General features: G+C 53.3%; 15 protein-coding genes. 5 read left to right on the top strand and 10 right to left on the bottom strand.

Translation table 11 applies throughout. From position 1 onward, the window contains the following. The 10 genes from PAT3040_RS39280 to PAT3040_RS31930 all read right to left on the bottom strand — a co-directional run. A partial coding sequence (locus tag PAT3040_RS39280; RefSeq protein ID WP_258235266.1) for an FGGY family carbohydrate kinase occupies nt 1-767 on the bottom strand: 767 nt, incomplete at its 3' end. 103 nt (nt 768-870) lie between these two features. Then, nucleotides 871-2586: an extracellular solute-binding protein gene (locus tag PAT3040_RS31970; RefSeq protein ID WP_108995858.1), complete on the bottom strand. Its 1716-nt coding sequence runs from the start codon at nt 2584-2586 to the stop codon at nt 871-873. Between the two features lie 34 nt (nt 2587-2620). Beyond that, nucleotides 2621-3520 (bottom strand): carbohydrate ABC transporter permease, encoded by a 900-nt coding sequence (locus PAT3040_RS31965; RefSeq protein WP_087568243.1) that lies wholly within the window; start codon nt 3518-3520, stop codon nt 2621-2623. 29 nt (nt 3521-3549) lie between these two features. Next, nucleotides 3550-4452 carry an ABC transporter permease gene (locus PAT3040_RS31960; protein ID WP_087568242.1) on the bottom strand — a complete coding sequence of 301 codons (903 nt, stop codon included), beginning with the start codon at nt 4450-4452 and terminating at the stop codon, nt 3550-3552. Beyond that, on the bottom strand, nt 4449-5546 hold the full coding sequence (locus PAT3040_RS31955) for a glycoside hydrolase family 172 protein (protein WP_087568241.1): 1098 nt from the start codon (nt 5544-5546) through the stop codon (nt 4449-4451). The genes PAT3040_RS31960 and PAT3040_RS31955 overlap by 4 nt, the downstream gene beginning before the upstream one ends. A gap of 93 nt (nt 5547-5639) precedes the next feature. Then, nucleotides 5640-7277 carry a response regulator transcription factor gene (locus tag PAT3040_RS31950; protein ID WP_108995857.1) on the bottom strand — a complete coding sequence of 546 codons (1638 nt, stop codon included), beginning with the start codon at nt 7275-7277 and terminating at the stop codon, nt 5640-5642. Between the two features lie 10 nt (nt 7278-7287). Beyond that, complete coding sequence (locus PAT3040_RS31945) at nt 7288-9027, bottom strand: sensor histidine kinase (protein ID WP_108995856.1); 1740 nt, start codon at nt 9025-9027, stop codon at nt 7288-7290. A gap of 123 nt (nt 9028-9150) precedes the next feature. Further along, nucleotides 9151-11622 carry a fibronectin type III domain-containing protein gene (locus PAT3040_RS31940; protein WP_181376968.1) on the bottom strand — a complete coding sequence of 824 codons (2472 nt, stop codon included), beginning with the start codon at nt 11620-11622 and terminating at the stop codon, nt 9151-9153. Nucleotides 11623-11753: 131 nt separating this feature from the next. Next, nucleotides 11754-13352, bottom strand: a complete 1599-nt coding sequence (locus PAT3040_RS31935; RefSeq protein WP_108995854.1) for a response regulator — start codon at nt 13350-13352, stop codon at nt 11754-11756. Further along, nucleotides 13349-15142, bottom strand: a complete 1794-nt coding sequence (locus tag PAT3040_RS31930) for a cache domain-containing sensor histidine kinase (RefSeq protein ID WP_108995853.1) — start codon at nt 15140-15142, stop codon at nt 13349-13351. Before PAT3040_RS31930 ends, PAT3040_RS31935 begins: the two co-directional genes overlap by 4 nt. 222 nt (nt 15143-15364) lie before the next feature. On the opposite strand from PAT3040_RS31930, the gene PAT3040_RS31925 reads away from it, so the two are divergent. The 5 genes from PAT3040_RS31925 to PAT3040_RS37740 form a co-directional block, all read left to right on the top strand. Then, on the top strand, nt 15365-16702 hold the full coding sequence (locus tag PAT3040_RS31925) for an ABC transporter substrate-binding protein (protein WP_181376967.1): 1338 nt from the start codon (nt 15365-15367) through the stop codon (nt 16700-16702). A gap of 64 nt (nt 16703-16766) precedes the next feature. Next, a complete protein-coding gene (locus PAT3040_RS31920) occupies nt 16767-17654 on the top strand; it encodes a carbohydrate ABC transporter permease (protein ID WP_108995851.1) in 888 nt (295 codons plus the stop codon). A 2-nt stretch (nt 17655-17656) separates the two neighbouring features. Beyond that, nucleotides 17657-18487 (top strand): carbohydrate ABC transporter permease, encoded by an 831-nt coding sequence (locus PAT3040_RS31915; RefSeq protein WP_108995850.1) that lies wholly within the window; start codon nt 17657-17659, stop codon nt 18485-18487. A 63-nt stretch (nt 18488-18550) separates the two neighbouring features. Further along, complete coding sequence (locus PAT3040_RS31910) at nt 18551-19861, top strand: FAD-dependent oxidoreductase (RefSeq protein ID WP_219930343.1); 1311 nt, start codon at nt 18551-18553, stop codon at nt 19859-19861. Beyond that, on the top strand, nt 19846-22167 hold a 2322-nt coding region (locus PAT3040_RS37740), incomplete at its 3' end, for a glycoside hydrolase family 36 protein (RefSeq protein WP_181376966.1). The genes PAT3040_RS31910 and PAT3040_RS37740, both read left to right, overlap by 16 nt.

Raw genomic sequence — 22167 nt, 5'->3', positions numbered from 1 at the left:
GCGAAAGCCGGCGTCAGCTCGCCGGCTTTCGTGCCGAGCGGCTCCACCTTGCCGCGCAGCTTCGTCTCCGTCAGCTCCGCCAGGCGCGGATCAAGCGCTGCGAGAAATTCGCGGCTCGGATAACCTTCCGCCTTGTGCCAGATTCCCTTGTAGCCCGCTGTACAGCTATTGCGGACAATATTGCCCGTCATTTGGCCAACGACCCAATCCGCCGCTTCCACGAATTGATCCGCCGTTTCATAGATTCCCGGCGCTTCGTTCAGAATCTGCCAGGCCTTGGCGAGCATCCATTCGGATGAAATTTTGCCTCCGTAACGCGCCAGCCACTTCTCGCTCCGCGCCGCAGCGACCTCATTGATCCGATTGGCCTCGTCCTGCGCCGCATGATGCTTCCACAGCTTCACCCAGCTATGCGGATTGTCCTTGTGCGCCTCCTGCAGGCACAGCGGCTGCCCCGCCGCATCGATCGGCAGCATGGTGCATGCCGTGAAGTCGATGCCAAGCCCGATCACATCGGCGGGATCGACCCCCGATTCCTCCATAACCGCCGGAACCGATGTCTCCAGCACCTCGATATAATCCAGCGGATGCTGCAGCGCCCAGTCATGCTCCAGCTTGATGCCGCTTGCCGGCAGTGCCTCGTCGATGACATGATGTCGATATGGCGTCACATGCTCCGCGATCTCCGCCCCGTCCGCCAAATCCACCAGTACCGCCCTGCCCGACTGCGTGCCGTAGTCGACGCCGATTGCATACTTGTTGCCCATTCTATCTTCTCCCTTTTATAAAATAAAGAAACCCCTTATCGCATTTGCCAGCTACGCACCCGCAGTGCATATCCGACGTCTACGATAAGGGGGTGTCCTGAACTCAGTGAATAATATCGTCCCTGGTTTTCGCTTTCTCGTTCATGAATGTTTCATACTCCTGAACGCCGCCCTTGATCAATTGACTGCGGTAATCATTCAAGATTTGGAGCGCTTTCTCGTCACTTGCGGCGAAATAGGCGCTTTCGATGACATCGCGTTGCGTGTTGCTGTCCAGCAGGGTTTGAATTTTGTCGAATTCCGGATACTCGTTATTGAAATAACTCAAGCGGTAGCCGTCCACAACCGTCAACCCGTAAACTTCTTTCGATGTCTCGTACAGTTCGTCAACTTGAGCCGCATCGCCGGCCGCCTGGAACATCCGGTTCGGCAAACCGTATACGCCGAGCGTATAAACGCTGCCAATTCCTTGGTTGACGGCATAACTCGGATCGCTCTTCGCGCTCTCCAAAAATTTCTCCGTATGTTTCGGCTGACCTGCGGCATCCTTCGTCCAGTGCTCTCCTTCGACGCCAAGATACACCAGAAGTTTGCCTTCTTCGCTGTTAATAAAGTTCAGATAACGCATGGCCGCTTCCGCATTTTTCGAATCTGCGCCAATGAACATCCCGGGCACGCCGGATTGTCCCTTCAGGACTTTGGATTCGACCATCGTATTCTCGCCGTTGGCATCCGCAATCGGCCCTACCGGCACATATTCCATCTCCGGATGATCCACGTACAGCGACTGACTCAGCACGGTATTCATATGCGGATAATGAGCGCTCACCATCGCTACGCGGCCCGTCGCCATCTTTTCCTTCGCGACCGTGTCGTTCTGGCGGAACGCCTCGGGATCGAACAGTCCCTCTGTCACAAGTTTCCGCATGAAAAGCACTCGTTTCTCGGTCAATTCCGAGAAAATGCCAAGACGATATTGCTCATCAATCTTGGTGAATGCCGTAAAGTTGTTCTCCGTAAAGGAGTTCAGCATCGAACCGTAATTCCAGCCGTTCTGCCATGCTCCGGACGGTATAACAGGTCGCCCTGCCGTATCGGTAAAATTGCCGTCCTTTATTTTCTTAAGCAGCGGATACAGATCCTCGGAATGGCGAATATCGGACGGCTTCACGTCGAGCGCCTCGAGAATATCTTTTCTGACGAATACATTGTACGCCCATTGCGTCGTATCTTCGGGGCTTAGCGGCGTATGCATCGGCAGCAAATAACGCTCTCCGTTGAACGAAACGTCCTCCAGATCGTTTTCCCTGAAATCGGAAGCGACTCCAACATTGAAGGCGTCCTTCATATTGGAACCGTACTTCTCGATCAGGTCGTTCAACGGCATAATGAGACCTTCGCGCGCCGCTTTTTTGATCGCGACCGTATGGACATCCTGGCCGCCCCAATAAGGAGCCATGACCATGTCCGGCATGTTGTTCGTGGCGAACAGCAAGTTGAGCCGTTCGATTTCGGGAATCGTAATCCACTCGACATCGAGTGTAACGCCCGTTTTTTCTTTAATAATCTGAGCCACCGGATTGTTCGCAAGATCGGACGGCGCGAGGAAGGACAACCCTTGCCAGGCCACCAGCAGCTTCAGCGTCACTTCCTCCGGTTTCCCCTCTCCGCTTGCGTTGTTTTGCGAACCCGCGGGGGAAGCAGACGTCGAGGGGTCATTGTTTTTGCCGTTGTTTGCGTTCGTGCAGCCCAATATGGCAACCGAGCAAATCAACATCGCAAGACCAAGCGAGAAGCCTTTTTTCAACCAACTTTTCATGGACCGTTACCTCCTGAAGGGATGTATGTCTCCCTTATTCTTTGATTGAACCGATCATAACGCCCTGCACAAAGTACTTCTGCAGAAACGGGTAGACACATAGAACCGGAATCGTCACAATGATGACAAAAGCCATTCGGAGCGCTTCGGGCGTCGTATTCGAGACCGCTTTGGCCATCAAATCCGAATTCATGCTTTGCTGCATCGCATTGGCCTCGAACGAAGTTTCGGCAAGCACCTTCTGCAGCAGCGTTGCCGCAGGGATCAGGTCGGGATTGTTCACGAAGAACGCCCCCGTCACCCAGTCGTTCCAATGCGCGACCGCCACGAACAAGGCGATCGTAGCCAGTACAGGCTTGGAGAGCGGCAAGTAGATCTGGAAGAAAATGCGCAAATCGCCTGCGCCGTCCATTCGAGCCGATTCCGACAAGCTGTGCGGAATGTTCTCGAAGTACGTTCGAATAATGATGATATTGAAAAAGCTGTACATCCCCGGAATGATGTAAATCCAGATCGAGTTGATAAGTCCGATTTCCTTGTACAGCATGTAGAGCGGTATGATGCCGCCGCTGAACAACGTCGTAAAGAAACAATAAAAAATAATATATTTTCTGCCGGGCAAATCTTTTCTAAGCAGCGCGTACGCCGCCATGGACGTCAGCAAAACCGACAGAAACGTTCCCACGCCTGCGCGAAGCACCGAAAGCCGGAAGGCGCTCATAATATTCGGATTGCCGAATGCGGTCTGGTAGTTGGCCAGCGTGAATTCTCTCGGCCAGAAATAGATGCCGCCCTTGAGCGCGTCTATGCCGTCGTTGAAAGAAAGAACGAGAATGTAAAAAAACAAATAGACGGTACTGCATCCGAACAAAATAAGAAACAGGTAGTTGCTTATCGTAAACCACTTTTCGCCGAGCGTTTCTTTGTAGACCAATTAACGATCCTCCTCCTTTCCTTGGGCGCTTACCATAGGGAAACTCCCGACGCGCGCCTGGAAATCGAGTTGGCCGCAAATATAATGACGAGGGAAACGACTCCCTGAAACATGCCGGCAACCGTAGCCAGGCTATAATAGCCCTGCCGCAAGCCCATATGGATAATGTAAGTATCCAGAATTTCGGATACCGCCAGATTGCTTGGCTGCCGCATCAGATAGATTTGCTCGTAGCCCGCGCTCATGAGCCCTCCCATGGACAAGATCAGCATGATGCCGATAATCGGCCGAATACTGGGCAACGTGATATACCACATACGCTGGAACCGTCTGGCGCCATCCATGCTGGCAGCCTCATAAAGCTCGGGATTGATTGCCGATATGGCAGCCAGAAATATGATCGTGTTCCACCCTACGTGTTTCCATACGTCCGACAATACCACAATCGAGTGAAACCATGACGGATCTCCGATAAAGAAAATGGGATCTCCGCCAAACCATTTTGTTTTCAGCTCATTGATAGGGCCGGCGTTCGGCGACAATATTTTCGAAAAAAGCGTCATGACCACGACCCAGGACACGAAGAAAGGCAAATACGATACCGTCTGGATCATCCGCTTGAACCAGCGGCTTCGAATTTCATTCAGAAGCAGCGCCAGCCCGAGCGCAGCGGGAAAACCGAACAGCAGCTTCAGGAAACTGATAAACAGCGTGTTGCGAATCAGATCCCAGAACTTGTAATAGTTGATAAATTGGTCAAAGTATTGCATGCCCGCCCAAGGCATCTCCCATATCGACTTGTTGAATTGGAATTCCTTGAACCCGAGCGTAATGCCGTACATCGGAATATAGGCAAAAATAAAGTAATAAATGATTGCGGGAAATAAAAACAGATACAAATATTTGTATTTCCACAATGACTTCAATCTCATACAATCTCAACCTCGTTGCGCGTCGGGTAAGGCGGGAATTGCTTGGCCGGCTGGGCCTGGTACCAGAAGGCGACCGAGCTGATATCATGCGTTCCGGGATAGAAGCGGCCTTCATCCCTCCAGCCAAGCGCCTGTATCGTTACCTTCAGGTCATTCCGGAAGCGGATCGGGTCCACTACATGCCAGCGATACATGGCGTGCCGGTGCTGCGATTGATAGAGCCCGTCCGGAGCAAGCACTTGATGCATGCCCATATAAGGCGTCGTATACGTCCGGTATTGACCGTCGACATCCCAGTTGAATGCGCCTCCGAAATAATCTTCCGTTCCCGTTCCGCAAATCGTGGGAAATGCATCGTCTCCGTCCATATAAAACTTGATTTCCCCTTCGCCCCACCATCCGTTGTTGTTGATGCCCCAGCCCATAACGGTACCGACGTAATGCCCCTGTCCTTCAATGCCGTCCACGATCGTGTATACCTCTCCGTAGGGCAGTGGATTTTGCCGTCTGAACTGGGCGTGGAAATACGCGGCATCGTCCGGCACATCGGTCAGCGCATAGTTGATCTGGTAATAGATAACCTGATCCCGGGAAGGATGAATATTTTCCAGCGTCATGTAGCAACGCTTGCGGAAAGGCATTTCCCAGAAACAATTCATGCCCCGATTCGGATTGACAGCAACCATCATCGAGCTGATTTGCGCGAATGGGCCCTTGGTTGGCACTGCCGGATCCATGAATGCGAACGGCGTGGCAAAAAAGTCCGACAGCGGGCATTCCACGGAAGGCTGCTCGTTATCATCCCAATATATGCGCAGCACAAAGTCCCGCCCGATCGTCCCGGCGCACCACATGCTCTGAATGGCGCCCTGATCCTGAATATCCGCCAGAACCAGCGTTTCGCCCGGCTTCACCCATATGCAAGGCCTGCATTTCCAGCCCAGCCCAAGCTCGCGAGCGGGTCCCTTGGGATCAGCCTCGGCTTTGGCTCCGCCGGAAACCTCTCCTGTCGGGTTCTCCGGTGAAATCGATCGTGTCCTCGCGTCGGACAATTTCCATAAGTTGTTCGGATGCGTTTCCAGGCCGTTAAACATTTACATCGCTCCTTCTGTCTTCTGATGTATCTATCTTAATGTTTGCCGGCCCGGCGCATAATGGAGGAATCTTTGTTGCGGATTGGACGAAACTCAATTGTTGCGGTATTCAAGAGGCGTAATTCCGAAGCTTTGTTTGAATTTGCGGTAAAAGTACTGCACGTCGTCATAGCCTATGCTTGTCGCGATTTGCGAAACCGGCATTCCGGTGAGGCGCAGCAATTGCTGTGCCTTCTCCATTCGTATACGCGTCAACTCTTTCACGAAAGTTTCCCCCGTCTCCGCTTTGAACAAGGTGGACAAATAATTGGGATTAATGGCAAACTTGCGGGACAGCTCCTTCACTGTCAGGTTTTCGGCATAATTAGCCACCATATAGCTCCTGACGTTGTGAATAATGGCGCTGCAATCCATTGGCAACGAATGGCCCGGCTTGACAAGCGTGACGATCGTCGTCAACAAATATTGCACCAAATCCTCGGTCCGATCAAAGTGTCTTGCCACATCCATATTCAAAAAATCAAAATCAAGGGAATCTGGCAAATCCAGCTGCTGCTGCGAGCTTATCCGCATCAGCGTACGTATAATTTCCATATAAACGAGTCGAAAATCCAGCAACGACGCATCCTTTAGCTTTTTGTTCGCAAGCAGCTCCGACAAGATAACTTCTACATTGCGGAAATCGGACAACTCAATCGCTTTGCCGAGCAGACTGAGCTGCTCCACCGGAATTTCCATTCGCGAAGACAGGAAGGCGTCCTTGGCATAAAACACGTTATGGTTGCCTTTGATCAAACGCAAATCCAACGCCGCTCGCGCCTGCTTGTACAGCTCTTCCGAAACCCGGTCCAGCGGAGAGCTGACCCCTATCGTTACCGTTATTTTCAGCAGCTTGGTTACGGTTGTAAACAACCGGAAAATAAACGGATCGGTATTTAGACCGCTTTCATCGGACGGGCCGGCTTGCAGCAATATATGCACCTGGTTCAAATCTTGCAAATTGTTGCCGATTAGAAAAGGCCGGTCGGCCAGCAAATTTTCCGCGATGTTTTTAATCGCGAATTTGATCAAACCCAGATCGTCGTAATGGAACCGTTCGCTATTGTAGTTGGAACGATCAATATGGACGATAACCAGCGTGTATTTCATATCGGCACGGTCAAACTGCCGTAGATGCTCCGGCAACTCCGCGTCGGCATAACCCCACTCCTCGAGCAGCCCTTTGGGAAACGTCTCCCCATGCTGTGCCCTGCTTTGGGACAAGACGTGATTCAACATTTTCTCCTCGACCAGTTGTCTCGTCTTCTTTATTTGCATTTCGTGTCTGGCCTCCGACTGCTGCCGCTCCCGGCTGCTCCTCACATCCTCGCAAAGCTTGAAGAACACCGCTCGGAACTGTTCTTCCTTGATCGGCTTCAGTAAGTACCCCATAACGCCCATATTGAGCGCCTGCTCGGCATATTCAAATTCCGCATGGCCGCTAATGATCATAAAGCGCAAGTCGAGCCCCGTCTCTCTGACCGCCCGAATCAATGAAATGCCGTCCATATCGTCCATTTTGACATCGGTAATGATAATATCGGGACAATCCGCATCTATCATCTCCAGTGCGGCCCTGCCATCGTCAGCCTCCCGAATCCATTCGTACGGCATATTTAATTGCTGCAATTTAAACACGATTCCTTTGCGAACCCACTTCTCGTCATCCACGACAAGCACCTTGTACATCATTGCTCCGCTCCTATTTCACATATGGTACAACGATCGCAACTTTGGTCCCGATACCCGGATCGCTTTCGATCCGTAATCCGTACGACTGACCGAAGGTCAGATTGACCCTCGAATGCACATTTTGCAATCCGATGCTGTGACCGTGACGCTCCCCGGAGAGAAGCGTATCATTCAGTTGCCGCACTTCTTCACTGGACATGCCCGCGCCGTCGTCCGTCACAATCAGCCACAACTGCCCGTCCCGCTGCTCCGCCGTTACTTCCATATGGCCGACGCTTCTGCTTCCGCGAAAGGCATGCAGTATCGCGTTTTCAATAATCGGCTGCAAAAGCAGCTTCAGTACCTTGGCGCTCTGGAGTTGTTCCTCCACCTGGATGGAAAGCAGAAAACGATCGTCGAAGCGAACATTTTGAATTTTGACATAATGGACGATATTATTCAGCTCTTCGCGAAGCGGAACCAGAGAGTCGCTTATGTTGATGCTGTAGCGCAGCATGTCGCCGAGACTTTCCGTTACCGCGCTGATTTCTCGCGCGTTCATCACCGTGGCCATCGCGTTGATGGATTCGAGCGTATTGAAAAGAAAATGCGGATTAATCTGATTTTGCAGCGCCGACAGCTCCGCCTTCTTTTTGGACAGGCTCTGAATATAGTTTTCCTGAATCACTTCATCCAACCTTCGAACCATCGTGTTGAATTGGCTGTCGATAATGGCGATCTCGTCTCTGCCCTCGATATATTCGGCTATTTCCAGCTTTCCTTCCTTAACTCTGGCCATCTTATTGATAAAACGCCGCAGCCGCTTCATCAGAATAAGCGACATCAAGTAGCTCATTATCAGCGTAAAGATGAGGATGAGAATGACAAAGAAGATCACTTTATTGAACACAGCCTTGGTTTTTTTCTCGATTTCAAAGTCGGGAAACAGAAACAAAACCTCGCCGTTCAACGCCTCGATCCTCTCGTGCACCAGAACCTCACCCGAATTCAAAAATTCAACCATGGCTTGACCAGACACGGCGCCGCTGTCGAGCCGAGCCGCAAACGATTCATGCGATGCGTACAAAATGTGGTTTCGACTGTCGCGTATCGCAAATTGAAATTCGTTGGATTGCTTTCTGACAAGGCTTTCCTCGAAAAAAAGCTCCGCCTCCACATCGATTTTGAGCCAGGCTAGCGTCCTGATGGATGTGTCTGCGGACAAGTCCTTCATCGGACTTGCGAACGATACGATTTTTTTCTTCAATCCAAGCGTCCGGTAGTCAAAAACAATCGGCTCCAGCATATAGGTTTCCGGAACGGAGGAAAACCAGTATTCGCTCTCCATCACATCGAGACTGGCGACATGCCTGCCGTCTCTTGGAAATGCGGGATTTTCGGCGTAAAACATAATATTGTAGATTTCCGGGTAGTCCGAAAAGATGACATTTTTGATTTCGGAAGAAAAGAGATTGCTGATGTAAATCATATCTTGGGCACCATAGCGGTACTGATTTTGCATAACGGTCTGAAACGTCTGATTGGCAGACAATGTTTCTTGCAGGTTTTTGTAGATATCAAGCTTGTAATTCAAGTTGGCGACATATTGTTCTGTGAAATGAATATAGTTCGAGCTGACCTCTTGTCTGATGGATTGCTGCATTTCCTTGACAAACAACCAGCTCATCAGAAAAACGGGAATCATGACCATGGTAAATACCATGGCCACGATTTTATTGGAAAGTGACATATTAAGGAATATTTTTCGCATTGGAATATCCCCAGCATTTTTTCTAGTATACTAACACATTACAAGTTCATATGCAGTAAAATCATCACTCTGTCGGGTGCTAGGCTGAAGGTATTTCGATGACGGATGCTGCCCGCCGTTCGCCTACAATGTGCGTAATGAAATTCTTGTCGCGCCCTCGCTACCCCCGTTGCCGTTGATCGCCCTAACTTCAACCTCGTACAGCGTATTGGCTGCAAGCCCGGTAATATAGGCGCCGGTAACTGCCGACACGCTTTCGGGCCAGAGTGTCCATGTGCCGCTGCCATTCGCTCTGAACGCGATCGCGTAATCGGTTACGGCGCTTCCTCCGTTCGAAATCGGAGCCTGCCATGTCAGCGTAAGGCTCGAGCTTGCGGCAGATATGGCCAGGTTTTCCACATAGCCGGGTTTAGCGCTCGCCCGCTGTTGATTGATGCGAATGCTTTCCCTGGCCCATGCCAGATTGGCGTCGCCTCCGCTTCCCCTGGATTTGGTAATGTGGAACCACTCTGTCCAGCCGTTCCATGGGCCGAACGTGACGCCCGCCGAACCCAGCTCCGTTACGGCCAGCGTCTGCTGCAAGGCCCGCCATTGCGCCGTTTTTCCATATACATCGCTGGATGGGAACACATTGGTCGAATCATAGCCGGCGATCATGAACGAAGCAACCGGATAACCCGCGTCCTTCCACGTCTTGAGAAACCGTGTCGCCCAGCGCGTTCTCTGCTCTTCGGTACTGCCGTCGACTGTCAGCTCCCAAGGATGAATGAGCAGCACATGCGCATTGCCGGCCAAGTCTGCAGGTTTCGGCCCATAAGCTCCCGGCAGTATACCGCCTTCCGTTTCTTTCGGCAGTCTTGTCGGATCCAGAGCAAAACCGATCTCCATATCGTAATCCGATGCGACGGCTTCCGCTATGTCTGTTAAATTGTTATCGAACAAGGATGACGCATACGGCTCCATCTTGACGGATTCGATGAAGGAGACGACCTTCTTCGCCTCGCCATTCACGTTGTACAGCTTCAGCCAGCTCGGCGAATCGCCCCAACGCTCGGCCCAATAGCCGATTCTGTCCACTAGCTTTTGATTCGCGACGCCAAAGTCCAGATAAAAGGACATGGTGCTTGACGTCTCAATCAGCGGGTAGAAATAAAGCCCTTCTTCCTCAATTAAAGCAATAAGCCGATCGTAATCCTCGAAGATTTGTCCATCCGTACGATTGCGCCAAGCGTTCATTGGAAGAAATTTGGAGCCGCTTAACGTGTCCGCTCCGAAGAAGCTGATTTGCACTGCATTGATGCCGATTTCTTTCATGCGTCGAAGCTGTATGCGAATATCTTCTTCCTGAAAGTTCATTTCGGTCTCAAGCGGCAGCGCCGTATAGGCGGTCATATAATTGTCGTTCGGTTTGCCAGGAAAATACAAGGTGGACGCCAGCACATTGGAGGCAGCGGAGTCGTCCGCGATTTTGCCCCAGGCATTGCCCAGCTTGCGGGACAACACATCGGATTCAAGTCCTGCTCCGTAGCTGTTGACGGCGCGAATCCGGAAGTCATACCAAGCATCGACCGTCAACCCCGAAATGACGGCCGACCTGGACGCGGTCGTGCTATGGAGCAGCCAAGCACTTGAGGATGCTTGTTTGTACTCGACCCGGTACCCTGTGACCGGCTCGTAGGAAGAGAGCGGCGCCGACCATTTCAGCGTGACTTGATTGCCGGAAACAGTTGCCTTCAGCTTCCTCACCTTGTTAGGCGCCAAATAGCGCTCGGTCTGATCCGCTTCGATCGCCGACCGTTCCACGGAGCTTAACGCATCGCCGAATATGAGCGCCTCCTGCAAGTAGCCGACAAGCCCGACGCCAACCGTATTGCTGCCAAGCGTAGCCGTAGACGTCAGCCCCTTGCTGCCCATCGTGCCGGCAACGACTGTTCCGTTAAGGGATAGGGAGGAAGAAGAGCCGTTAATAATAGCAGTGCTTACAAAGCTTTCCCGGAAATCGAGACCCGGCGCTTGCAGCAGATGACCGGCGTTCCCGACCCGCATCTCATTAGCCGCCGGCGCTACGTTCCAGCGATACAGCTCGGCGCCGTTCGGGTCGAAAAGATAGCGGCTGCCGTTGCCGAACGTCGTTCTGCCGACCACATTTATGGAGAGCGGAGCAGGAACATTGATGTCGCTTAACGCCAGCTCATTGAACTCGTCGAAGTAAATGGCCGGTCTGCCGTCCAGCATCTGCGGGACTCCCTCGCTCACGATGAGCGGCTGCCGGGCGGGGATGGCCTGCACGGCATTGGCTGCATTGCCGCTTTGGTCATACCAGACGGCAACGTGACCGTTCGCGCTTCCCACAAATTCCAGAAGCGCTTCAAGCTCAAGTTCGCCTTCCGCGTCGCTGTAAACATCCATTGTCGCATGGTCGTCGGATCGTCTGACTTGAATGAGCGGCCCATTGTAATCGCTTACCAATTGACGCAAGCTGAACAAGGCCGCTTGATTGTCTGCGTCTTCCACACCTTGTGCCGCCGCGTTGCCCGCATTCGGTACCGCGATTATTCCCAAGCCGCAAATCAGGCAGACAAGAACCAATTTCAAATGATGAACCACCATTATCCACAACCTTTCGCCATTAATACCATCTATCATACCGAACATTGCCGTTCGGCATAATAGACAAACGTTAGAAGGCAGGTGGACATATCTCGATTGCGCCCGAACTTGGGCCGCTACAGCTCCTTATACTGGTTCGGCGTCAAACCCGTCTGCTTTTTAAATACTTTGTAGAAGTATTTCATGTTATGAAAACCCGTCATCGCCGCTACCGCGTTAACCTTGTAATTGCCGCTGCCGAGCAGCTGCTTGGCCTTGTCGATACGGTAATGGCTCACATAGTCCACAAAGTTTTTCCCGGTTTCTTTTTTGAAAATGCTGCTGAAATAAGCCGGCGTAACATAGACATGGGCTGCCACCGTCTCGAGAGACAAGTCCTCCATGTAGCGGTTGTGGATATACCCGCGCGCTTTTTCGATGAGCTTGCGCGCGCCGGTTTCCCGGTTGCTCAGCAAGGCGTCAAACGCAAGCGCCAGCTTGCCGCCGAACCAGTCCAGCATAGCCTCGATGCTTGTGCATTGATTGACCTCCTCGTACAAGGACAATTCTTCTCCCAGCAAGGGCGCAGGTTCGGCGTCAAACCGTTCCAATATTTTGAACAGCAGTACAATGAGCTGGAAGTTGAGTTTCAGCAAGCTGGCTCTGTCAATAAAGTCGAGCGCAATAAACGGTTCGTACATCCGGCGCACAATCGCCATTGCGGCTGCCTGATCGCCCCGTTCGAACTCCAACAGCATGTCCTGTTCCACCTGAAAGCCGATTCCTTTAAACTGATCCGGGGACGCGACGGGCCGCTCGTAAACAATAACGCTGCCCGTTCCCTTTACCAATCGCTGCAAAAGCGCTTTGCCCGCCGCCTCATAGGAGGAAGGAAGCTCGGACAAGGTGCAAGCCAGGCTGCCGATGCCAATTGTCGCATGCTGCCGCAAATAACGCCGGATACTCTCTTTCACTTCCGTACACAGGGACATCAGATCGCGAGGATATAGCACGGATAGGGGGATATTCGCCAGCAGAAAGAAACCTTGTTCGGCATCGCCCGGCCAGACGCCGACATCCGCCTGCTGCAAAATTTCGCAAGCGATGTTCTCCGCCCCGTATTGGATCAGCGCCTGATCGTTGGAAGGAAGTCCGCTCACCGGCCCTGAAACCGGGTCGAGCTCGATGCGGACAATCGCGAACTGCCGATGCGCAAAGCCGATCTCCAGCTCCTTCAACCGTCCCGCCACATAACCTTCGGCCAGTTGCGTCGTCGCAGCCAGCTCTCCGATGAAACGCCGCCGCATAATCTCCATGCTCTGTTTCAGTTGGATGTTCGTACGCATGGCGGTTTCCGAACGGATATCCTGTAACTGCCTGTCCAGACGAACCTTTTGAATAACGGCATAAAGCTCGTCCGGATTGACCGGCTTAAGCAAGTATGCCGTCGCTCCCAAATTCAGAGCGGTCTGGGCATAGCTAAACAGATCGTAGCCGCTGAGCATGACGTACGGCAGCTGGATGTTCAGCTGCTTTAGACGCTCCAGCAATTCGATGCCGCCGAGGCCCGGCATACGAACGTCGACGATGGCCAAATCCGGGCGTTGCTCTTGCACAAGCTGCAGTCCCGCATGGCCATCGTCGGCCTCGATAATATCCGAGATGCCGAACGTTTCTAACAAATGGACGACTGTTTCGCGGACGAGGTGCTCATCGTCGATAACCAACACTTTCATGTAGCGAGCCTCCTTGCCGGAAGGGTGATTTTTACGCCGGTTTCGCCCGTATTCCCGCGATACAGGCGAAGTCCGAACTCTTTGCCGTAGTAGAGCTTGATGCGGGCATCGACGTTCAGCATGCCCAGGCTGTCCGACTGCGATCGCTCTCGAATATCCGCGCTCTGCTGCAATTTGTCGTTTATTTCATTCAGCTTGCGATCACTGATGCCAACGCCGTTGTTGACAATGTAAATATAATAGTGGTCTCCGAACGCCTTGGCCGTAATTTTGAGCTCCCCGCCTTTCTTGAGCGGCTCCAGCCCATGTATGATCGCGTTCTCGACCAGCGGCTGCAGCGACAATCGGACGATGCCGTTAGCGAGCACTTCTTCGTCGATATCGTAGCCGACCTTATATTTGCTGCCGAAGCGGCAGGATTGGATATACAAATATTTCTGAATGTGGGCGAGCTCCTCTTGAAAGGCTACGATCGCGGCTCCCCGATTCAGGCTGTATCGAAACAAATCGGACAGACTGCGCAGCATCGTGGACGAACGCTCATAATCCCGTTTGTTCAGCACCGCCAGGATGGAAGACAACGTGTTGAATAGAAAATGCGGATTGATCTGACTTTGCAGCGCATCGAATTCCGCCTGATTTTTTAGCATGTCCTTCTGATAGTTTTCCTGAATGAGCCTCTCCATATTTTCCACCATGCCATTGAAGGTCGTACCGATCTGGCTGAATTCGTCTTCCCCCCCGATCGCCACTCGCGTCTTGAAATCGCCCTTGCCCAGCTTGCGCAACGAGAGCAACAGATGTTTCATCGGTTTATTGACCAGATAGGTAAAAAAGATCGACAGGAGAAAGGCAATCAAAATGAGAAAAAGCAGCAAGGACAAGTGAATATCGCGCAGGAACAAGCTTTTTCGGGATAACTCCTCGGCCGGGATGGACGTAATGACTTTCCACCCGTAATTTTCCAGCGTGTTGGAATGGACGAGCAAGCTGCCCGCGTCCGATTCGACGCGAAACGATTCGCCCGCCCCCTGCAGAAGCAGCTGCAAATCGTCGTCCGATGTTTCCGTCGCTTCCGTATTGCTGTAGATCGACGCTCCGCTGCTGCCGATAATTCTGAACTGCTGATTGCGTTCCCATTCCGTGTCGGATACGTTTTGCACAAATTGCGAGACTTCCTGGTCGAATACGACAACGCCAAGCGGCTTGCTGTTCGTAAAGTCGATGATGGTGCGCGAGATGGACAATACCGCCTTGTTGTTGGGCGATTTGTTGTCGATATAGGACTTGTAATGCGGCTCGATCAGCAGCGGCATGCCCTTGCGCGCCAACGTTTCCTGAAACCAGGCTTCGTCGGCGACCTGCTGCAGGTTGATCGAACTGCCCTGCTTGCTGGAATAGTACAACACTTTCCCTTCCATCGAAAGCAGGCTGACGGCATATAGACGGTCGTTGCCTTGGAGCAAACTATACAGGAAGCTGGAGGCCGGGCCGTAGCTGGCGACCGTATCGGCAAGCCGACCGGAAGCACTAGCTGCAAGCAGATTGACAATATCGTCCGAGTTGGCGTACACCGCCATGGATTGACGAGTCATGTTTTTAATGTTTTCTTCCAACGTTTTTACAATTTGCCGATTCAGATTACTTTGCGCATTTCTGTACTCCTGTTCAAGCGTTCGGGTGGACATGGTATACGACAAACTGCCAAAGAGGAGGATAGGGATCGTAATGCCGATAATATAAAGCGAAAAGAGTTTGATCTTGATGCTTTTGCGAATAAAGCGCAACATGCCCGCATCCCCCTTTTTTTCGCTGCGCAACGGTGAGTTTATTCTATCACCCCTCAATTTGCGGTGGCAATTGTCGCAAGAGCGAAGCGTACAACTGCATATAAAAGTGGACTATATCGTAAATTTTGAACCCTGCCACCCTGCGAGCATCGTTGATATAGTTAGCGTGTGCCCCGAAACGAAGGCATGATGAACGTGAAAATGACAGAAGAGGTGGTTGCAATGAAGAAGAAATGGTTAATGCCGCTGATCCTGATGACGACGGCAGTCGCACTTTATGGCTGCAGCTCAGGCAACAATGGTCAAGGTCCGGTTGCTTCGCAAGGCGGTAGCAACAATAGCGGCAGCGAAAGCCCCAAACCAAACGTTACGCTGAAGTATGCATCCTGGATGTCCAAGGGGGAGGACAAACCCATTATCGAAGCCTTTATGAAAGCCAATCCCCACATCAAAGTAGAAGAGGAAGTCATTGACGGCGGTCAATACAGCCAGATGCTTCAAACGCGCATCCTGTCGGATGACGCGCCGGATGTCTACTTGCTGCCGTTTAACCAGTACACGCAATATGCGACGGAGGGCCATTTGTATGATCTGAGCAACGAGCCGGGGATGCAGTTGATGATCGACAATCCGCTAGTGGATCAAGCCTTCCAAATTAACGGCAAACGGTTCGGATTTATGGTCAATGCGGGCACGCCGGTGAGTCCGATCTATTACAACAAGAAGATTTTCGAAAAATACAACCTGGATGTGCCGACAAATGCGGAAGAGTTCCTGGCGGTCAACCAGACGCTGAAAGACAACGGCGTTGAACCGCTCGTATTCGGGGCGAAGGACGCGTGGACCTTGTCCGGCACGCTGTATACCGCCATATTCAGGTCGTATGCGCTGCCGAAAACCGACGGGGACATTTTTTATGCGCTGGCCAAAGGGGATGTCAAACCTTCCGAGGTGATTGATTATCCGCTGCAGTTTATTGCCGATCTGGTGAAGCAGGGTTATGTCTCCGAGGCCTCCTCAACCCTTACCTATGACCAGTCCGTGCAATATTTCGCCGACGGCAAAGCCGCCATGCTCCCGCAAGGCACCTGGGTTCCGACGCTTGACCCGATTGTTAATGCGGACAGCGCTTCATTCGAGCTAGGCGCGTTCATGCCGCCGGTGCCTCGGGCGGACGGGATCATTCATGCGATGAGCAACGGCGATCGCATGCTGGTCGTCTCCGCCAACACGAAGCACCCGGAAGAAGCCAAGGCGCTGTTCAACTTCTTCGTCAACCCGGATAATTTGAAGCCTTATTTGGAGGAACAGTCCTTGTTCACCGTGCTGAAAGGGTTGGATATCCAGACGGCTCCGGTATTGCAGGATTATGTGAACGGCTTCTCGGCGGATGACGTGTCCGTCGTCATTGGCAGCCGCTCGGCGGTTACGCCGGCATTCAGCAAGGAAGTGGACATCTCGTTGCAAAATATTTTGGTCGGCTCGTCCGTGGAAGCGGAGCTGAAGCGGCTGGATGAGGAATTCGGCAAAACGAAGGACCAAATGGTAGTCAAAGAATAAAACAGCTCGCAAGGGGGCCGGCAGCGATGCCGCCCCCTCCCGGTTGAGAGATAGGAGTTCGGACATGATGAGATACCGGCGGAGATTGGATTTACTCTATGCGCTGCTCTTTGTATTGCCGGCGTTAACGTTGTTCCTTACCTTCAAGTATTACCCGCTGTCCATGACGATGTTCTATTCGCTCACGAATTGGGACGGCTTTAGCCGATCCTACCAGTTTGTCGGATTGGACAATTTTATATCGGTGTTTAGCGATAGCAAGGTGCTGGGGGCTTTTTACAATACCGTTTATTTTGCGATAGTCAGTATATTGCTCGGTACGGTCATTCAACTGGGCCTCGCCCTCATCCTTGTCAATCGCATCAAGGGAGCCAAGGTTTTCCGCACCGTGCTGTATATGCCGGCCGTCATCAGCGCGCTGATTATCAGCATGACTTGGATTGCCTTCTTCCAATACAACGGCATCATCAACCAAACATTGAAGCTTGTCGGACTGGAGACGCTGGCGCACAACTGGCTGGCGCATCCTATCATTACGATACATGTGCTGATCGTTATCAACATCTGGCAGTGGGCGGGCTATGGCATGATTATTTATATAACCGGCTTGCAAGCGATCCCGACCGAAATCAACGAGGCGGCCGCGCTGGACGGCGCGACGGGATGGCGCAAGCTGCGTCTGATTACGTTGCCGCTTATTATGCCGGCGGTCACGATTAATATGTTCATTTCGATTACAGGGTCCCTTCGCGTATTCGAGCTGCCGTTTGTATTGACCGGCGGAGGTCCGATGAATACGACGAACACGGTGACGATGTCGATCTACAATACGGCCTTTCTCTCCAACCAGTTCGGCTATGCTAGCAGCATTGGACTTGTGTTTTTCCTCTTTATCGCGACGATTACGCTGATTCAGTTGACGGTGACGCGACGACTGGAGGTGGAGTATTAATCATGGCATCGGCAAACGGAAGATGGCTCCGAATGTTTAACTATACGATTTTGTACGCGGCGGCAGTTATTATTTTGATCCCGGTCCTTAATATCATATTAAGCAGCTTCAAGACCAATCAGGAGATCAATCGGGTATTTACGCTCCCCTCCTCGCTGCAATTCGACAACTATGCCCGGGTTTTTGACAACTCCTACATCTGGCTTAACATCGGCAATTCCATTTTCATTACGGGCATTTCGATTGTAGTGGCGATTTATTTGACCTCCATGGCGAGCTACAGCTTGGCGCGTCGCAAGGAATGGATCTTTCAGGCGCTTTATTTGGTGTTTATCAGCGCTTCCATGATTCCGCTCGCCGCCAATCTGGTGCCGCTTTATGTCCTGATGAATAAGCTCGGACTGGTCGATACCCGGACATCGGTCATTATTATCAGCATTGCGGGAGCGATCCCGATGGGCATTATGCTGTACACCGGTTTCATTAAAGGCGTCAGTCGAAGCCTGGACGAATCGGCAAGCATCGACGGCTGCGGCCGAGTACGGATTTTTGCCCTGATCATCTTGCCATTGCTTAAGCCGGTTACGGTTACGTACATGGTCATTTCTTCGATCTCGATCTGGAACGATTTCCTTATGCCGCTTTTGTTCATACGCACGGCATCAAAAAAAACGATCACCTTGGCCGTATACTCTTTTATGAGCGAGTATGTCAACGATTGGGGCGCTGTCTACGCGCTGCTCACGATCGCCTTTTTGATTCCGGTGGCGTTTTTCATTTACAATCAGAAGCACTTTTACGGCGGAATGACGGACGGATCCGTCAAAATGTAAACTCAACTGCGAGTTGAAAAAGTTCGGTTATCAGTACAAATGGTTTGAGTGGAGGTAGACAAGGTGAGTACAGAACTATATCGGGAGCCGGCGCGGGATATTGAAGTGTTGCGGCAAGCCGATGTCGTCGTATGCGGCGGCGGGCCCGCAGGGGTATCGGCGGCGATTGCCGCCGCCCGTACAGGCGCGAAGACGGTGCTGCTCGAGGGGCACGGAGCCTTGGGCGGCATCTGGACATCCGGTTTGTTGTCCTGGATTATCGATGCCGGCGGCAAGCCGGGCATCATGAAGGAAATCACCGACCGGCTGGATAAAAAGGGCGCCCGGCGGCAAAGTCTGGGCGAAGATTTTACGTACGATCCGGAAGCGATGAAGCTGTTGCTGGAGGAGATGTGCTGCGAAGCGGGCGTCATCGTTCAATTGCATACGAGGGTGTGCTCCGCTGCGGTCGACGAAAGCGGCCGTTTGGCGCTGGCGCTGACCGAATCGAAGTCGGGACGGCAGGCGTGGGCAGCCTCCTGCTTTATTGATGCGACGGGCGACGGCGATCTGGCGGCACAGGCGGGCTGCGGATTTGCGCTCGGAAGGCCGGGCAGCGGCGAGACTCAGCCGCTTAGCCTTATGGCGCTCGTCTCGGGCATTCTTCCGGAGGATGTAGCGCCGTATACGATGGATGGCCTCAGCGAGGAGCCCAAGCGGCGTTTGCTGGAGCAGATGGGCCAAGCAGGCGTGTTCCCGTCGTACTCCGGCCCGTCGTTGTTTCATATCAGAGACGGCCTCTTTGCTTTAATGGCTAATCATATGTATGGCGCCAAGGCGACCGATGCTATGCAACTGTCGCAGGCGACAATGCTGGCAAGGCGCGAGCTTCACCGGATTATCGACGGGCTGCGGGCGGCAGGCGGCGTGTGGAGCGGCCTGCATATCGTCAGCACCGCCGCCCAGATCGGCATCCGGGAAGGGCGGCGTATTGCGGGGCGCTATACGGTCGACGAGCATGACTTGCAGGCCGGCCGCGCTCATGAGGACGGCGTATGCCGCGTACGATACGGCATCGATATCCATTCAACGAATCCCGAGGATGGCAAGGGCTTCGGGGATGACGGCAAGTCGAGCAAGCCGTACGATATTCCGTTCCGCGCTTTGATCGCGGCGGACGTGGACGGTCTGCTGCTTGCGGGCAGATGCATCAGCGGCGATTTCGTTGCCCATTCCAGCTACCGGGTTACGGGCAATGCGGTCGCCATGGGCCAGGCCGCCGGAGCAGCGGCAGCATTATGCGCCAGCCGGCGTTTGTTGCCGCAGCAGCTCGCTTGGCCGGACATAAGGGCTACACTATCGAGGCTGGAGGAGACGCAGTGGAACAAACCATGATTCGGCATCAGGCTTTGCCCGACGGAAGGATCCGGTTGGAGCGGGCCGCGGAGGCAACGCTTGATTTCGGCTTTCGCATTGTGCGCGGGGACGGACATGTCTGGGATATATCCGACTTTTCCGAGAGGCAAACCTTCCCTCCTCGGCGTGGACAAGAGGAGCGATATGGATATGTTTATCGTAATGACGCGCTGCAGGTGACGCTGGAGTTGATCCTGCAGGAGGAGGGATATGCGGAATGGAGGCTGCGGCTGCGCAATGAAGGCGACGATCCGTTGGCACTCTCCGCCGCCCATCTGTGCGAGGGGCAGCTGCGTTACGCGGAAACTCGGGCGCTTGAAGGCGGGAGCGGCATTGGAGGCGGTGGTATTGGAGCAAATGCAGCAGGCCGCGACTGGCTCGCGCTTAATGTCGGGCTGCAGTCGACCGACATGCACATCGGCATTGAAGCGGTCGAGCCTGGGCGCAACCATTATTTTGACGGCTTTACCGTGCTGCACGAGCCGACATTGAACCGACATCTTCTGATCGGTTGCAGCTCGCATGCCACATACTTTCCGCATGTGCTGGCGCAACAAGACGCGAATAACGAAGGTTTCGATATATGCGTAGCCAATCATCTCGAAAACCTGGTTCTCCGTTCAGGCGAGACCGCCGATACGGAGTGGGCGATCTTTATGACGGATCATGGGCATGATCGGCTGCTCAGCCGTTACATGGACCGCGTTTGTGCAGCCATGAAACCGGCAAGCGCATTTCGCGAGCCGGTTACCGGCTGGATCTCCTGGTATTACTACTATGGAACCGTGACGGAGCAAGCCGTACTGGACAACGTGCAGGCATTGCTGGAGTTTCCGGACATCCAGCCGGAGTATGTCGTCGTGGATGCGGGATGGTTTCTGGAGACGGGATTCGGGGACTGGGAGGCAAACGGCAAGTTTCCGCATGGCATGGAGTGGCTCGCCGCCCGCATTGCCGAAGCGGGCTTCAAGCCCGGCTTATGGTTTTCCCCGTTGCTGGCGGATGCCGGTTCGCAACTGGTCAACGAACACCCGGACTGGCTACTCTGGAGGGACGGGCAGCCTGTGGCCGGCATGAATCCGAACGGCAGCGATGTGCTTGAGCTCCATGAGAAAAGCAATATCAAGTACGTGCTGGACATTACGAATCCGGAGGTGCTCCAATACCTGCATCGGCTCATTCATCGGGCTGTGCACGAGTGGGGGTATCGCTACATCAAGCTTGACTTTCTGGTGCGCGCTCTATTTACCGACAAGGGCACACATTCGAGCCTTGAGCGGGATCAGGTGTATTATCCCGGGACGACGACAGCGCAGGCTTATCGCAATGCCATGCGGGTTATCCGCGAGGCGGCCGGGGATCAATGTTTCATTCTGGGCTGCGCGGCTCCCCTGTTCGCCAGCCTGGGTCCGTATATCGATGCCAATCGAATGACCCCGGATATTACGAGGCGGACTTATACAGCCTCGCAGGAGCGGCCGGGGTATTGGGAGCTGGTGAAAATTTGCTCCCAAGCGATGGCCGCGCGCTATTTTCTGCATCCCCGCGCCGGCTTCAACGACCCGGATGCGCTGGTTGTCCGGGGACATGAGCCGGAGGGCATCGTCGACGACTACACGCCGACTCTGGACGAAGCGCGAGTATGGGCCGGCGTCGTGGCGCTGTCGGGCGGTTTGCTGTTCTACAACGACAAGCTGTCGGAGCTCGAAGAGGAGCGGCGGCCCCTTATTGGCCAGTTGTTCCCGGTCGGCCCCGGCGTCGCTGTTCCGCTCGACTACTTCAATCCGGATATTCCCCGCTTCTGGAAGCTGTCTATCGAGGATAACGGACGGCGGTGGATCGTGCTGGGCGTATTCAATTGGAGCGACACGCCGGATGCTCCGTCATTGCCGCTTCAGGAGCTCGGCTTCCGTCACGGAGAGCAAGTAATCGGTTGGAGCTTATGGGATCGGCTGGAGACGGCTTTGTTTTCCGGCGAAGCGGAGGACACCTGGTTGTCTCTTCATGAAATGAAACCTCATTCGATGCAGTTGCTTGCGCTTCGCACCGCTGCCGAGCATCCTCATCTGGCGGGAACGGATATGCACTTTACCCAAGGCTGGGCCGAATTCGGCGATGAGCGCTGGGATGCGGCGGAGCGACGGCTGATCTTGCAATGGAGGCCGGGTTATACGAAACGCGGTACCGTATACGTGCACATACCGGAGTCGTATCGTCAGACCGCCAAGTCGAGCAATGCGCGAATGGCGGATGACGGCGGAGACATTGTCGTTCTGCATTGCTCA

The organism is Paenibacillus agaridevorans (assembly GCF_003112455.1).
Taxonomy (GTDB): Bacteria; Bacillota; Bacilli; order Paenibacillales; family Paenibacillaceae; genus Pristimantibacillus; species Pristimantibacillus agaridevorans.
This window is presented reverse-complemented; position numbering and strand designations above follow the sequence as displayed.